This window comes from Hahella ganghwensis DSM 17046 (assembly GCF_000376785.1).
GTDB lineage: Bacteria > Pseudomonadota > Gammaproteobacteria > Pseudomonadales > Oleiphilaceae > Hahella > Hahella ganghwensis.
This window is the reverse complement of sequence record NZ_AQXX01000139.1, coordinates 1-14,367: the sequence shown is the minus strand read 5'-3', so window position 1 is coordinate 14,367 and position 14,367 is coordinate 1. Positions and strand designations below refer to the sequence as shown.

Here is a 14,367-nt window from a genome sequence, read left to right as displayed (position 1 = left end):
GTGACCGGGCCAGGCGACAAAATAACAAGGCGATCACAGAAATGAACCGACCCATAGGGCCTTGCGATATTTCAGAAGGACGACGGCCTCCCTGCCGTCCGGATTCGTGCGCTTTACTGCTGAGCCTCGATCTCCTCGCATTGACGGCACTCCTGCAGAACAACACTTTTGTAAAATGCCGGCGGCATACCACTGTTGAAACTGTCACGCTCACTGACCCGATTGTAGACAGGAACAGAATACTGCAGCGGATACTGCTCACGGGAAGAGGTATAGCCACCGCAATCGCCGTCAGTGCGGAAAGTACAATACTCGAAGTTGTAGTCAGCCGGGCGTATCAACTTTACGGTTTCCGTAACCAAACATTGACGATGGCTGTCGCTGAGACTTCCAGTGACCGTATACTGCCGGCAAACTTCCGCTGTTCCGCCATAAAGATGAGTTTTACCGTCAGCGCTGTAAAAGTATCGAACCTCGTCCACCCGAACCATCATCAGTCTGGAGTCTGAGCCATTGCTGGCCTTCGCGTGGAATGGAATAACCGGCATATTCGGCTGGTAAAAACGGTGGCGATAAATTTCCCCCCAACTGGAGTCAGGGCCAACCTGCGCCAATGCCCACTCAGAGACCAAGAGCAGCAGAACCAGACTAATCGACGTCAAATTTTTCATTGAGACCTCCTTTCCTGCCATCCGCATACTTACTCCGGCTTTAGTGGCAGACCAGGTTTATCAACTCGACAGGGCTGACCTTTTTCAGGATCAGTATTTTGTTAGACGCCGGAAACGGTAAAATTGATCACCAAACATGAAGAAAACTTCATTAATTTTTGTTTAGAAACCATTGTTCAGAATCATTTCCAGCACTGTCGTATTGCACTCAGGTGCCAAGTACCAGTAAACCTCCGAAAAAACTCGGGAGACTGCCAACATTTGACATAACAATGGCAACTCAGTCAGTTTTCAGAGGCTCTATAGGTCTCACACAAAAGACCCCCCCCATCGGAAGATGATGGGGGTTGAATGACAGCTCAGACAGGGAGGTGAATCGTACTACCAAATAGCGAATCTTCTTAGCTAACTCTTGTAGTAGCGATGATAACGGTCCCGGGAATATTGCTTCGCTTCCTCTTCGCTCTTGTAATCTGTCTTGTAACGGGAATGATAATCCCCTTTCAGACTTAACTGTGAGGTCAACTCGGCCTCAGCATTCTGCAAGTGATCAGCCTGCCCCCAGGAACCGTTTCCTTCCAGGGTGGGAGGTCCTTCACTTTTCGGTGGTGTAACACCTTCCAGAGGATAATCATTACGAGGTGTGGCCAGCGTGAGTACCGCCCCCACATCGGGTGCCGCAGCATCCCGGTCCGTCAGGCTTGGCAGACCAAATCGCTTTTCAACCGTTGCCAGGATAGAAGTGTGATCAAACGGCGTTGCAGAGGAGGTGCTGCCCTTAAGATCCGTATCCGGTTGCGGAACACGGAATACAGTTCCGGCTTCGATCAGTGGAGATACCAGCACGGTGGGCACTCTCACCCCGAAACGCTGAAAATTAAACCCATCATTGTCCGGGCAGTCCTTCGGCTGTGCCGCATTCTCCGGTGGTGCAACATGATCATAAGTTCCGCCATGTTCATCATAGGTAATGATCAACAATGTCTTATCCCAGGAGGGGGAGTTTCGCAGTGTCTGATACAGATCAAATAGATACTGCTCCCCTTTCGCCACATCATAATTGGGATGCTGGCTATTGCCCTTGGAGCCAAATTCCGGCGTCAGGAAAATATAGCTTGCCAGTTTTCCGCTGGAAGCCGCCTGCTTGAATGAATCAAAGTTACCAAAAGTCCCGTACACAGGGTTGGCAGGCAAAGCCTGTAAGGACTCTCGGGTCAGTATCGGGTCATCTTCGTATCCATCGATACTCCAGGTCTGCTTGGCATCTTCAAGCAGGTTAAAGATCGTGTTCGCATTATATTTCTTATCATGGTCATTCAGCCGGCCCAGACTGGTGGCCATATGTACGAATGCCCGGTTAGGCAAGGTTTCAGTGGGAACTGAGCAGTACCAGTGATCGCAAACGGCATATGACTTGGCCAACCCCGAAAGTACAGGCAACAGCTCTGGTGTGTACATTCCCATGATATCGCCGGGTTCGGTTCCCTCGACAATCTGCCAGCTGTTGGGCTTCTTCTCGTTATCCTTGCGCTGCCACTGAAGCGTGTAGGCAAAGTCAGTGATAAACCCCTGATTGGTCGCCTCAGTCCCAGCCTTGGGAGTTTTGTAATAACTGAACAACTGGCTGTTGGTGTTGTAGTAGCCTTCTCCGGGATCAGAACCCGGCCAGTAGTACGGATGCTGGTCGGACGGAATTTTGAACACCTTGACGTTATAGCCTTTACCGTCAGGGTTCGATTCCTCACCCGTTAATCCCTCAAAGGGATGGCCAAGCGGCGAGACATTATTTTGATCCGCATACAGATATCCCAACATATGATCAAACGAGCGATTTTCCAGCATCACTACAACGATATGATCAACTTGATCCAGCATATTGTTTTCAGAAGTCATCCTCTTACTCCTTTTTTTTCAGATAAGCGCCCGGGCACACCCAGATCCGCTCGTTTGTCAGGGGTTGATAAAACAGCCAGAGAGTGTCATTCAAGGTCGCCATGGCCAGTGGTGTATCAGAGTTACGGAAAACCCCGTTGACTGCACCAGTGGAACTCCAGCCGGCTTCGGCTAACGTCCCATAGCCGTTGCTGGTGGTATCGTTTTCCGCCGGATTGTAGGAAACCGGATTGGCCGGTGTCAGGGTGCCGCTTATAGAGAACGTTTCATATAACAGTTGTCCATTACCACCTCCGTCCGAATGTCGGTTGTGTACCAGATATATACTTCCCTGGAGCGTCGCAACAGCCAGCTCTCCCGATGCATTGATCCCTTCTGTCACCGGCTCCTCTTCATGAGGCGTGACAGCATTGGGAGCTTCACTATAGTGATTCAGGGAAAAAGCACTTGCTGACCACTGGTTGACGGTCGTATCGTCATAGGGACCCGCATATTGACTGTTCTCCACAGTGACTTTGTTGAACTCTGCCGTGTTATAGCTCAGGCAGGACAACTGACCTGTTTTGATCACTTTATAGATGAACATTATGGTCGGACCCAACGCAGCCAGAGTGAAGGATCCGTCGCTGTGGGAACAGATGGATTCTGAAGGTCCCTGCCAGAAACCTCCGCTGAACGTCAGACTGTGTACCTGCTGATTTCCGTTATCACGATAAACCAGAATGAATTTCGGCTGATGGGGAACCGCCACCAGGGAGATTTCTTCCACTTCCCCCGTGTCAGGAAGCTCAGCGGTCCGCCATCCGGTTTCGAGGTCGTACTGCTTGATGACCAGTTGTTTGCAGGAATTGCGGTAAGCCAGAACCAGCATATCATCGTTGGCAGCAAGGTCCAGATAACCGTCACCATCCTCAGCTACCGGCACCTCCGGGGACCACTCATGGCCATCGAATACACAATATTTCAGCGTCCCGTTAAGATCCACACTGACCACATAAAGCTCGTTTCGGAATGACACAGCACTCAGATTCTGCTTGCCCTTTAAAGGGGTTTCACAGGGACCTTGCCATTGAAAGCTTTTTCCCCACAGAAATTGAAACCAGTTGGCGTCACGATCGTTCTTCTGCAAATCTCCCAGATGAAAGTTTTTCTCAATCGTCCTGAGTAGGCTGTAGTGGTTGTACCCTTCAGATTGTTTGCCCGGTTTAATCATGTCCCCGAGCAAAACGGTGTAGATCTGATTGGGGCCGTCGTAGGTGTACTTCTTCCCTTTATCATAAAAGGCTTCAAAGTCTGCCTCGTCATAGGTCACAACAACCAATGTCTTTGGCGGCAGTTTGCTGCAGGGGCCAGGAAAGTTCAGGCCGGCAAAAAATGACTGCAGCCATTTCGCCTGCTGATCAACCAGCACCGGAGCTCGTTCCCCGTTCAGGTTGTCATTCAGAGTTCCCACAAGATAATGGCCGTCATTCCACATATTGGGAGTGAACCAGGCATACTCAGGAAAATCATTATTGAGAAGATCCCGCCAGAACCCCGCTTCATTATCGATCTTCTCCCAACGCTGGCGGTTATCAAGGATGTTCTTGAACGACGAGAATGGATTGTGCTTGATCACATAAGGGTAGTGATCTCGTGGACTGAATCCTTCCGGGCACCAGGGCGTATCATCCGATACATAGCTGTCCATGTACGCTTTCCAACGGAGGTTCAGCGGTGATGCCTCAATCAGATCAACAATGGTTTTCTGTGGCAGTGGCGCTGGCTTGTCATCATCGCTCACATTGCAGAGTTCACCAGAGATTGAAGTGATGTAGTTGGTCTGGGAAGGGTGCATGACACCAAAACAATTGGTCAGCTCTATCCCCTGCGCTGCCAGTCCCCGCATGTACTCATTTTCCAGCACATACCCACGATACTCATTCTCGAACATGATGATCAGGACATGATCAAACACCCTGTCTTCCATATAGCCTCCCTATCGTTGAGATTGCCCTTTTTATGGCTTGGCTCTCTGGGTATCGGTTTCTCCCGGGGAATTAGCGCTTTTCCTCCAAAGACAGGCTCACCAGCAGGATTCGGAAATAAACTCCCAGGTCGGGCCTGCGTAATATCCTTGAGGTGAATCGGGAATAGGAATCCGCATCAACTCCTGCGCAGCATACTTGAGCCTGAACATGGTACCGACAGCAGGCTCAAGCGTTTCCGGTTTACCGTTGAAAGCACTGTGCAGCTGGTTGAGCAGCTCAGTAAAGATCAGGTTGAATTCCTGATTCAGAGTCTGCAATTCACTGCGCCCCTCGTAATATTTGCTGCACGGATTGGGAACCATGTTGTAAACCGCGCTGTAGTCGATGGGAATTTCCGGACCGGTAGGACCACTATTGTGAGTATCGCCACAGACATATCGCCGCCCCTGGGCCAGTTCATCAAAGCGATAGTAGTGAGCCAGTTCGCGAGGCTGCATAAACAGAGGATCATCACCGCTCCAGATACCGGTGGTTTCATCCAGCGGAAGCGGTTTATCGGGATCCCATTTCGCCGTCGGGATACCTTCGCCCTGAACCACAATCGCATTCAGCGCAAAGATGGCCGAATCCAGATCTGTGACTCTGGAAATAATGCCGCCTCCTCCGTAATAGTATTTATGCTCTATCTGAGGACAGGTGCCTGAAGGGAACAGGTCCAGTCCGGACTGCTCATTCAGATGAACCAGTCCGTGGATAATATTCTCGTAAAACTCGCCAATCGTAATGAAACCATGGGCCAGCTCAGCCGGCTCTTCAATGTATTTGAAGGTGCTCAAAGCCTCGGGTGAAAACTTCAGCAGATTGACAGTAAACCACTCTTCCTTATCCGGCAGCTTGGTCGGGAAGGACGGAATAAATTCCGGATTGTTCAGGGCAGGTTTTCCCCCTGTAGCAATCAGTACATTCGCGGCATTGGTCAGATGGAACATCTCTTCCATGACCACACTGCCGATGACGCTGTAGGCACATACATTGGTATTTTCCTTAATGCTGTACAAAGCGCTCAGGTAGGTGGGCAATGTGGCGAATTCCAGTTCAATGGCCAATTGCAGATTGTGGTGCAACTCATCAATTGTGGTAATCGGGCACAGTTTATTGCCGGCGACTTTTATCGGTTTGCATTCTTCATTGATATACATAATCCGTCTCCTTGGTCACATATCCGCAAGAGCTTTATACACATTGTCTGCCGCCCAATATGTCAAAGCCGCCATTGTCAGCGTCGGATTGGATGTGGCAATCGTGGGCATGTTGCCACATCCGACCAGGTACAGGTTGGGATGATCCCAGCTGCGCTGGTCCCTGTTGACCACGGACGTTTTACTGTCAGAGCCCATGATATGGGTGCCGACCAGATGCCCTGCACCGTTGTAGGTATAGCCCTGCCCTTGATAGGTCAGATAGCCAGGGTCTGAGGGTTTGTACTCAGTGAAGCCTTCCACTCCCAGGCGCTGGAAGATCAAATCAGAAACCTGCTTGGCCGCGGCCATACCGGCCCTCGTGTAGTCACTGACATCATAATCAATAACCGGCCGGTAGTTACCCAACTGATCCCTGTACGTAGGATCAATTGTAACCCGGTTATTAGGATCCGGCAGTTGCTCAACTAGAAAGCCAAACCGGAACATGCGCGGATACACGGAGGCAATCGTCTGTTTCAACTGCGCGCCGAACAGGTTTTTCTGGTCAATCAGATCCGGCACAGTGCCGACAGGCGCACCTTCAGGCCATGACCATCCCCAGTTGCCAATCTCGATCCGAAACGCCGCCCGGTTCCTGCGAAAGTCTCCTCCCCGCAGGGAAGGGATACCCGATGTGGAACCCGGTCCCCGGAAAGCCCCGATCTTGGTCGGCATCAATCCCCAGGTCAGCATGGTGGGATGATCCATCAGATTGCGCCCCACCTGATCACTGGAGTTGCCGACACCTGAAGCGAGCATCAGTTTCGCGTTCTCAACAGCATGTGCCGCCAGCACGATGATCTTACCCTTCACGGTTTTACAGACATGTTCCGGCGAGTTCGGATCTGAATACTGTTTGTAGTGAACTTTGGAAATATGTTGTGTGGCCGGATCCACCTCCAGGTTGTATGCAACACACTGGGTACGAATTTCAACATGGTGGGTTTTCTGTGCCTGCGCCAGCGTTTTCAGGGCATTGTATTTGGCTTGAATCGGACATATGGGCACGCAGTTAGAATTACCCGCACAACGCTGTCCAAGATCCGAGTCACCCACAGCCCCTACCGGTCGGTACGACCCCCGCGGCATTCCATTACGCCCCTGAGGAGTACTGACCACATCAACAGGATAATCCTTGCCATCCAAAGTCACCGTCATCTGCCTGAGCCCGCTGGACATGTATTTGTCCAGGTAACTCTGGGGAATGGCTTCCATCGGATAGTTGTAGCCGCTTTCATAGGGGATATGGACAGCCTTGTTGGGAATATTGCTGTAACTTTGCTCTGCGGCATCCGCCGACACCCCAATATTTTCTTCAGCAACCTGATACCACTTTTCCAGGTCACTGTAACTGATCGGCCAATCGAGACCTCGACCAAACTCTGTCTTGATTTTGAAGTCTTCAGGTAACATTCTCAGACAGGTTCCCAACCAATGCAGCGTTGTCCCTCCCTCGGCACGGGTATAAGTACTGGCGAAGGGAAGTGGGCCTTTCTGCACAAAGTAACCATTGGTCAGGGTCTGATTTTGCGCGATGGGTTCCAGATCTGTGACCAGGGGTTGGGGGGCATTGGGATTGTTGGAATAAGGTGCGTTGGGGATTTTGGCGAGCGCAGTAAAAAACGTATCCATGTAGGATTCGTATCCCGGCTTTTTACCATTTCCAGATCCGGCACCAGTAGAAGTACTTGAGTTCCAGAACCGGTCACCGGTTCCACTGCCAGCCTCCAGCACCAGAACTTTTTTTCCTTTCGAACCGAGTTGTTCGGCGATGATGGCGCCGCTGATTCCCGCGCCAACGACGACGACATCAAACTCATCCACAGTATTCATGTCCACCTCCATATGTTTACGTGTTGTTATGGTGGGGTGTTACCAGAAATTTTTTCGATATATAAATGTTTCTTAAAGTTTTGATCCCACGGAGCTATTGATCCTGCACGACATGGCTAATCCTGCATCTAGCTCGTAGTACTGACAATTGAAGATCTGTCCGATGGTTTATCTCCCCAGGTACCGTATCCGGGTTGCTTGGCTCCCATCGGGTGTGAACCGAGGGTCTGCCAGACAAGCCCCTGAATATAAGCATTGCGCGAAACGACGAACTGCACATCCTGATACTTGGGATCGCCCTGATTGGGCTTGCCGTATAACTGGCGCCAGTCCTCCGGCATCTGATACCAGATTGACAAGTACCACATCTTGATAATGTTTCTTGCCACTGGACCAAGCTTGGCGTTGGATAATATGCCATCGCGTATCAGCTGTTCCGTGGGGGTTGCAGAGTTTTCCGCTACGATACTTCGATATGAACCAAACAGTTCAGCCAGAATGGCATGGGGGATGATCGTGCTGAGCACTTCAAGGTAATCCTCACCTACTCCTGTCCCCTGGAGTTGTGCAACCTTGTAGTCAGTGAGAGCAGCACTTAGCTGATAGAAATCGTCTAACCAGTCCATGAGGTGTCTCCCTACGCTCGCTTTCCACTTACCACTTGCCTGTGGAATTTGATGGGCAGACGACTAATTTGTCGTCCGCTGACGCCTAGTATAGACCATTTTTTAACCAGTCAAGAAAATTAACAAAAATGACCGTCATCATTCGGTATTTCCAATAATTTTTAATTTCAATGAGTTACAACCTGGCACGAAACCATCTTGGAATATTGAACCTCTTGCGCAAGTTCATTTTTTAACCAATTAAAGTTATTTCAACTATATTGATCTTGGGACTCTATCGGATAGCTGCAAAGGACTGATGGAGACCTGGAGTCTGTTTGTGATCAGGCTCCCGGATCAACAGCACACGAAGGGACTAATCATGACAACAACCGCCCCCAATCTTACCCAACCTCTGATTCACGAACCTGACCAGAGTGAGCCTCCTGCACCAACCACCGCATTGGGTCCATTGGAATTTTTAGTGGGCACCTGGACGAACCAGAATCTGGCAAATGACAATCAAGGCGGGCCAGCATCTCCCTATTCCTACTGTCTGATGCCACTGCCGCAGGAAGAAAGCTACATCCTGAAAAATTTCTCCTACTACGAAGAAATCACATTCTCTGCCATTCATGGTACTGCCCCTAACCGAGGAGGCTACGGCACACAGGTAGCGAACACCCTGTTCTATGAACAAAGAATCTATTTTGCCGACGGTCCAGCCAAAGACCAGTTGGTCCATGCAGAGAATGGCTCCTGGCTCTACCTTACTGATGCCAAGCAGCTTTTGGGGCCTTACGGTAATGGAGAAAAGCCAGGATTAGGAGACCAGACAGTCCCCAATAGCCAGGCACCATCTCAGAAATACGATATTATCAAACAGATGTCTGTCCCCCACGGTAACTCGATTCTGTCCGCTGGCAGCTATGCAAATAAAACAGGGTCACCGGTCATAGAACCCCCTCCCCTGATTCTGCCCACGGGGGTGAATACGGACCAGTACAAGGTTAAAAACGTGGGCAACCTCAATCCGGAGTTCACTGAAAATCCGAACCTACCGCTGGCTACGGCAATACAGAAAAACCCGGCCAGCAGTTACATTCAGTTCGACGTGGATTCTAATGATGGCGGCCACCCGGTCACCAATATCGGCTTTGAGCAGCAACATGCCAAAGTTTCACGCTATTTTGCCCGCTACTGGCTGGAATCATTTGGTTCCTCAGATTACACCCAATTGCAGTACAGTCAGACCATTGTGATGGATATTCCAGTCAATGGCACAGTCATCAGTTTTCCCCATGTCACGACCAATACTCTGACCAAGAAAAATTGACCGGGACATGAGAGTCTGTGCCATCTCCACCCATAGGGAGGCCGGCAACGGCTTCCCCTTCCGATGCTTACATTCTCACTTTATTGAGCTAGTCTTCCAGTATTAGAATCGATATTGCGGTGATGCTTGTTTTCCTGATACGCCTTCGGCGAGCATGGTATTACGCTGAACAGCCGCAAGACACATCATGGAAGCACACGGAACGACGTCGATAACCAGAAGGAACAGGACATGGCGGAATTGCACTCCAAGCTCTACTATCACCATCCCAACCCCACAACCCATGCTCGGCTTAAAGAGTTTATAGAATCCCTTTGCGAGACCGATGACACAATTTTTCAGGCAGCCCAGTCTCTGAATTTTGACTCAGGTGAAAGCCTTGTGAAGCGCTTTTTGAATGAACTGCACAATCGATATCAGGAACACCTGCACCCCGAATCCACATTGGATATTGAGGGATACTGGATCAGTCAGTTCACCAACAGCGCCCAGGGAGATCACCTGATCGGGAAACTGGTGAAACTGCTCAGTGATCTGTGCCCCAATATTCACGCCCAGGCCTGGGGGTATGGAGATCAGGATACCTGGGAGTTCTGGTACAAATGCGAAGGTGGTCGCCTGCTCAGATGCGAAAATGAACTGTACAGTGAAAAAGACAATGAACGAACCTACAACACCGTTTACCGGTGGTGGCATGATAAGCTTCCAGGTCAGATTCAAGCGGGATTATTGAACGAAGGAAAAGTAGAGCGCTTCGGACAGGAGTATAGCGAAGAGAGCTATGAACTCTGGCTGGAAAAACTGAAATCAAAAGCCAGCCAGGCCACAACGAATTTCATTACCGGCAATGGTATGGAATATCTTACCGGCGACCAGGATGCACAGGACGCCGCTTCGGCGTTTGGTTATCTCTTTTCTGCCTATAAGGATTCTACAGGCATACAGAAAAACCCACAGGAAAATGCGGTGCGCGCCACCAAGGTTACGCGCGAGAAAGTTATTGCAGCCTTTAAGGATATACAGATTTCCAGCCGGACTTCAGACATAAACGGCATCCTGAAGCACTTTTCTCCCAAGCTAACAGGCACACTGATTTTTCAGGAAAACGGCCGCTATACCGAACTTGAAGCAAACTACACGACCTACAAGTTTGATCTGGGAATTATGTTGAAGCCCCAGACGAAGTATGAGGTCTCAACCACCATTAATTCTTATGTTCTTAATCATGATGGCAGAGCCATTCTGAAATTCACGACCATCAGCCAATATATCGACCCACAAAGCAGAAAAATGACCCGATGTACCTCGGAAGATGAATATGTCTGGGGTATTGAAGATGGCAAACTGCAGATCATGGAGATGAATTCGCGACAGCTGGAGTGTGAAGACGTATAACGTGAAGAAGAATAGTGTGAGCCAGTATTCCGCGACACCCGGCGAAACAAACAGATAGATAGGTTCAATACTAATATTTGCAACGGGCCCGATTGACAGCGGGCCCGTTTACAGTGGAGATAAGGATTACAGCAGACTAACGGGTTTGAATTTCACGCCTGCTCATTCCCTTACCGGATAAGCAACCAGGTCCATCTCGGACTATACTGTCATGATAATTCCCAGTGGCTACAGAATTCAGGTAGCGACGATCAGGAGGCTAAGACTATGCCAGAGAGGAGGGAAAGCCTCGTTAAACTGCTGGCCGAGCTGCGCACCCGCTTTGCGCAGGAGCTGGATGAACGCTGCAACACAATGGAAAACCTGGCCCTGTCAATGGAAAAGGAAGTCTATGCTGCAGAACAATACAATGAGCTATACCGCAGAGTCCACAGCCTGAAAGGTGCTGGCGGCACAAACGGCTTTTACTTTATTACAGCCTGTTGCCATCAGCTCGAAAGTTTCCTGTCCGAACTCCCTGCCGAAGGTCGATTGGATTCCGTCGCCGTCAATACCATTCTTGCCTACATCGATTTGCTTCGTCGGGCAAAAGACTGCCCACAGGATGACAAGGGCCTGGCAGTGGTTTCCCAAGAGCTGGAAAATCTTTCCAAAAAGGTAATGAAAAAGCGCTGGTTAGTCATGGTGGCAGAACAGTCCACGATGCTGTCATCACTCTATTGTCAGGTTCTTGAGTCTTTGCCTCTAAAGATTGTTCAAGAGAAGAACGGATTAGCCGCCCTGACACGACTTATCCAGGATCCTTTCGACTTAGCCATTATTGGAAAGGAACTCCACGAACTCAATGGCAATGCCGTGATGGCCGCCCTGCGCTCCTCTCACTCCAATAGACGCAGTATTCCAGCGATTCTGGTCACAAGTCGTGACGTTACAGAGACAGAACAGATGCTTTTCAGTACGGTTCTGCAGAAGAATGAGCGCCTGGCCGAGAATATCTATAGCACAGTACAATCCATTGTCTCCGCCTGATCTTTGCCTACTGTACAAATTGATAATTGCCCCATCTGATGCCAACAGGTAGCGTCTTTCCATTTCCACTTCAAACAGATTGCAGCAGAAAAATGAATATTGCCATCTTGGGTGCCGGAGTCGCTGGAATCAGCACTGCGATCGCGTTAAAACAGAATGGTTTCAATGTCAGTATCTATGAGCGGCATAAAACTGCTTCAAACATTGGAGCCGGTGTATTGGTGTGGCCAAATGCCGCCTGTATACTTGAACAGATAGGTGTCCTGAAAGAGATTGAAGCTGCTTCCGGAAAACCGACACGTATGCAGCGTTTATCACATCTCGGAGAAAATCTGGGAGCCATCAATATTGAGCTGCTCAATAGTCATATGGGGTATCCCAGTTTCTCGATTCTAAGACGCGACCTCCAGAAAGTGTTAATGGACAAGCTCGGGACACTCGGGGTGTCCATACAATTTGGTCATGCCGTAACCTCTATCAAGACAAACGAAGAAGATAAAACCGTCGTTTACTTTCAGAATGGCCTGAGTATAACTCCAGATGTTGTCATTGGGGCAGACGGTCGCATGACGTCACACGCACGCCAATATGTCTGTAAGAACAACCAGCCAGTTTACCAAGGGTTTATCAATTGGGTCGGTGTATTTGAGTCCACCAGAGATACCTTTGAGGAAAGCATTGTAAAAGACTACTGGGGAATCGGAAAACGCTTCGGGGTTGTCCCTGTATCCAGAACAAAAGCTTACTGGGCAGGCGGCATGGCCAGTAAAAAGAGCAATTCCAGAACCCCTGGAGATTATAAGACAGAATTAAATGCGGCTTTTTCAGAATGGCCGGAGTTGGTGACAAAAGTCATCGAAAGTACTCAAACTGAAAACATCAATAAAATCTATGTCCATGACCACGATCCTGCCCGAATCTGGCATCAAAACACTCTCATTATGATTGGTGACGCAGCTCATGCACCACTCCCCACTTCCGGGCAAGGTGCCTGTCAGGCGCTTGAGGATTCGTGGCACCTCACAAACTGCCTGATCAAATACCGGCACGACTTAACCTCCGCATTTGAGGCATTTACGTCACTGAGATTTGATAAAACGACGAATATTATAGTGGCAGCACGTCAGTTTGCCTCCTCTCTGTTCCATCAGGATGAAGCCTTCTGCATGGCCAGAAATCAAGAGAGCAAGAACACCGACTTTACGAAAGCAGCGGAAGGAATGGCCCGGTTTTGGGGAACTAATCTCCCTTGTCCTCCCCAGGCCACAACCGGCAAATAATTACTGGAGTAGCAGTTTCAAGTGTTGTCTGCCACTCCATCTCACTTCCTCAACCGGTGTTGAAGGAAATTCCTGGACAGGCACACGAAAACGATGCGCCTGGTCACAGAACAACGTTTACTGCATGTACGCTCCGCTACGTGATTCCTGCAGATATTTATCATAGCGACCGTCATCAATGACTTTTTTCAGTCCCCGGTTAAACGCTTCCATCAGCTCCTGCGCTTTGGGGTGGTTTTTACTGAAGATGACAGAATATTTGCGAGGTTCCAGCGTTTTTTGATGGGGTTCGATCTTATCCGCCAAACCGTATCGGGCAAGACTTTCCAGCCCGACTTCCGTGTCCTCAAGCACGATATCCAGTCTTCCGGCAGCCAGTTTGCGATAGTTCCCCTGGTCATTGTCGATACGTTCGATCTTGACCGCTCCGGATTTTTCAAGGTCTTCAATACCATAGGCATAGCCGATAATGCCGCCAATCCGGTACTGACTCAGATCCTCAGGTTTACTCCAGTCGATGGGTTTGCTCTTGTTATAGAACAAAGAGGTACCCAGGGTGGCAACCGTATCTGAATACAGAAAATCCTTGGCACGTTCATCGTTGTAACCCCAGATCAGCGTACCGGCATAGACGCCTTTCTTGGCTTCCTCATAGCCTCGCTTCCAGGGCAGGAAAACATACTCCACTTCAATGCCTTCTTCAGCAAAGGCATCTTTAACGATCCGGGACATATAACCGTCATGCTTCAGCTTGTCGGAAAGATATGGAGCCCATTCCCCGTTAGCCAGGGTGATCTTTTCCGCGCTGGCCCAGAATGGAGCGAACATTATCACCAGCAGCATTAATAGTCTGATCATTTGTACAATACCTCTTAATTCTTATCGTTAATCCTGCACTCGCGGTCGCAGTATTGAAGCGTTGGTAGTACAAATCCTTCTAAAAACAACAATCCCTCAGAAAAGTATAGCTGGCTCGTGGAAAGTGAACGTGAAAATTCGTAACCTTGCTAAGGAGAGTCTGAATAACCCCAAGGTTCTGAGGTAATTCAAACTCTCGACGATATATGGCCGAATATTCAGAGTGTTTTTCCGGCCATTTTGGATCTTCCCCCCC

The 14,367-nt window shown here is 49.5% G+C and carries 11 protein-coding genes; 4 read left to right on the top strand and 7 right to left on the bottom strand.

What is annotated here, in order from left to right; genetic code table 11:
• Positions 1-113: 113 nt before the first annotated feature.
• From F566_RS0126140 to F566_RS0126115, 6 genes are all read right to left on the bottom strand, one after another.
• Complete coding sequence (locus tag F566_RS0126140) at positions 114-671, bottom strand: LytTR family DNA-binding domain-containing protein (protein WP_020409999.1); 558 nt, start codon at positions 669-671, stop codon at positions 114-116.
• A 405-nt stretch (positions 672-1,076) separates the two neighbouring features.
• Positions 1,077-2,564 (bottom strand): alkaline phosphatase family protein, encoded by a 1,488-nt coding sequence (locus F566_RS0126135; protein ID WP_020409998.1) that lies wholly within the window; start codon positions 2,562-2,564, stop codon positions 1,077-1,079.
• A 4-nt stretch (positions 2,565-2,568) separates the two neighbouring features.
• Positions 2,569-4,533, bottom strand: coding sequence for an alkaline phosphatase family protein (locus tag F566_RS0126130; protein ID WP_020409997.1), 1,965 nt, complete (start codon positions 4,531-4,533; stop codon positions 2,569-2,571).
• 96 nt (positions 4,534-4,629) lie between these two features.
• On the bottom strand, positions 4,630-5,733 hold the full coding sequence (locus F566_RS0126125; RefSeq protein WP_020409996.1) for a ferritin-like domain-containing protein: 1,104 nt from the start codon (positions 5,731-5,733) through the stop codon (positions 4,630-4,632).
• 15 nt (positions 5,734-5,748) lie between these two features.
• A complete protein-coding gene (locus F566_RS0126120; RefSeq protein ID WP_020409995.1) occupies positions 5,749-7,608 on the bottom strand; it encodes a GMC family oxidoreductase in 1,860 nt (619 codons plus the stop codon).
• Positions 7,609-7,736: 128 nt separating this feature from the next.
• The gene (locus F566_RS0126115; RefSeq protein ID WP_020409994.1) at positions 7,737-8,234 is read right to left on the bottom strand and encodes a hypothetical protein; all 498 of its coding nucleotides are present in this window, start codon (positions 8,232-8,234) and stop codon (positions 7,737-7,739) included.
• A gap of 361 nt (positions 8,235-8,595) precedes the next feature.
• Between F566_RS0126115 and F566_RS0126110 the strand changes: the two genes are divergently transcribed.
• From F566_RS0126110 to F566_RS0126095, 4 genes are all read left to right on the top strand, one after another.
• Entirely contained in the window at positions 8,596-9,549 is a 954-nt protein-coding gene (locus F566_RS0126110; protein WP_033416944.1) for a heme-binding protein, read from the top strand.
• Between the two features lie 231 nt (positions 9,550-9,780).
• Positions 9,781-10,944 (top strand): hypothetical protein, encoded by a 1,164-nt coding sequence (locus tag F566_RS35845; RefSeq protein WP_020409992.1) that lies wholly within the window; start codon positions 9,781-9,783, stop codon positions 10,942-10,944.
• 267 nt (positions 10,945-11,211) lie between these two features.
• The gene (locus tag F566_RS0126100) at positions 11,212-11,973 is read left to right on the top strand and encodes an Hpt domain-containing protein (protein ID WP_020409991.1); all 762 of its coding nucleotides are present in this window, start codon (positions 11,212-11,214) and stop codon (positions 11,971-11,973) included.
• Positions 11,974-12,065: 92 nt separating this feature from the next.
• Positions 12,066-13,253, top strand: a complete 1,188-nt coding sequence (locus tag F566_RS0126095; protein ID WP_020409990.1) for an FAD-dependent monooxygenase — start codon at positions 12,066-12,068, stop codon at positions 13,251-13,253.
• 117 nt (positions 13,254-13,370) lie between these two features.
• On the opposite strand, the gene F566_RS0126090 is transcribed toward F566_RS0126095, so the two are convergent.
• The gene (locus F566_RS0126090) at positions 13,371-14,111 is read right to left on the bottom strand and encodes a substrate-binding periplasmic protein (RefSeq protein WP_020409989.1); all 741 of its coding nucleotides are present in this window, start codon (positions 14,109-14,111) and stop codon (positions 13,371-13,373) included.
• Between the last annotated feature and the right edge of the window lie 256 nt (positions 14,112-14,367).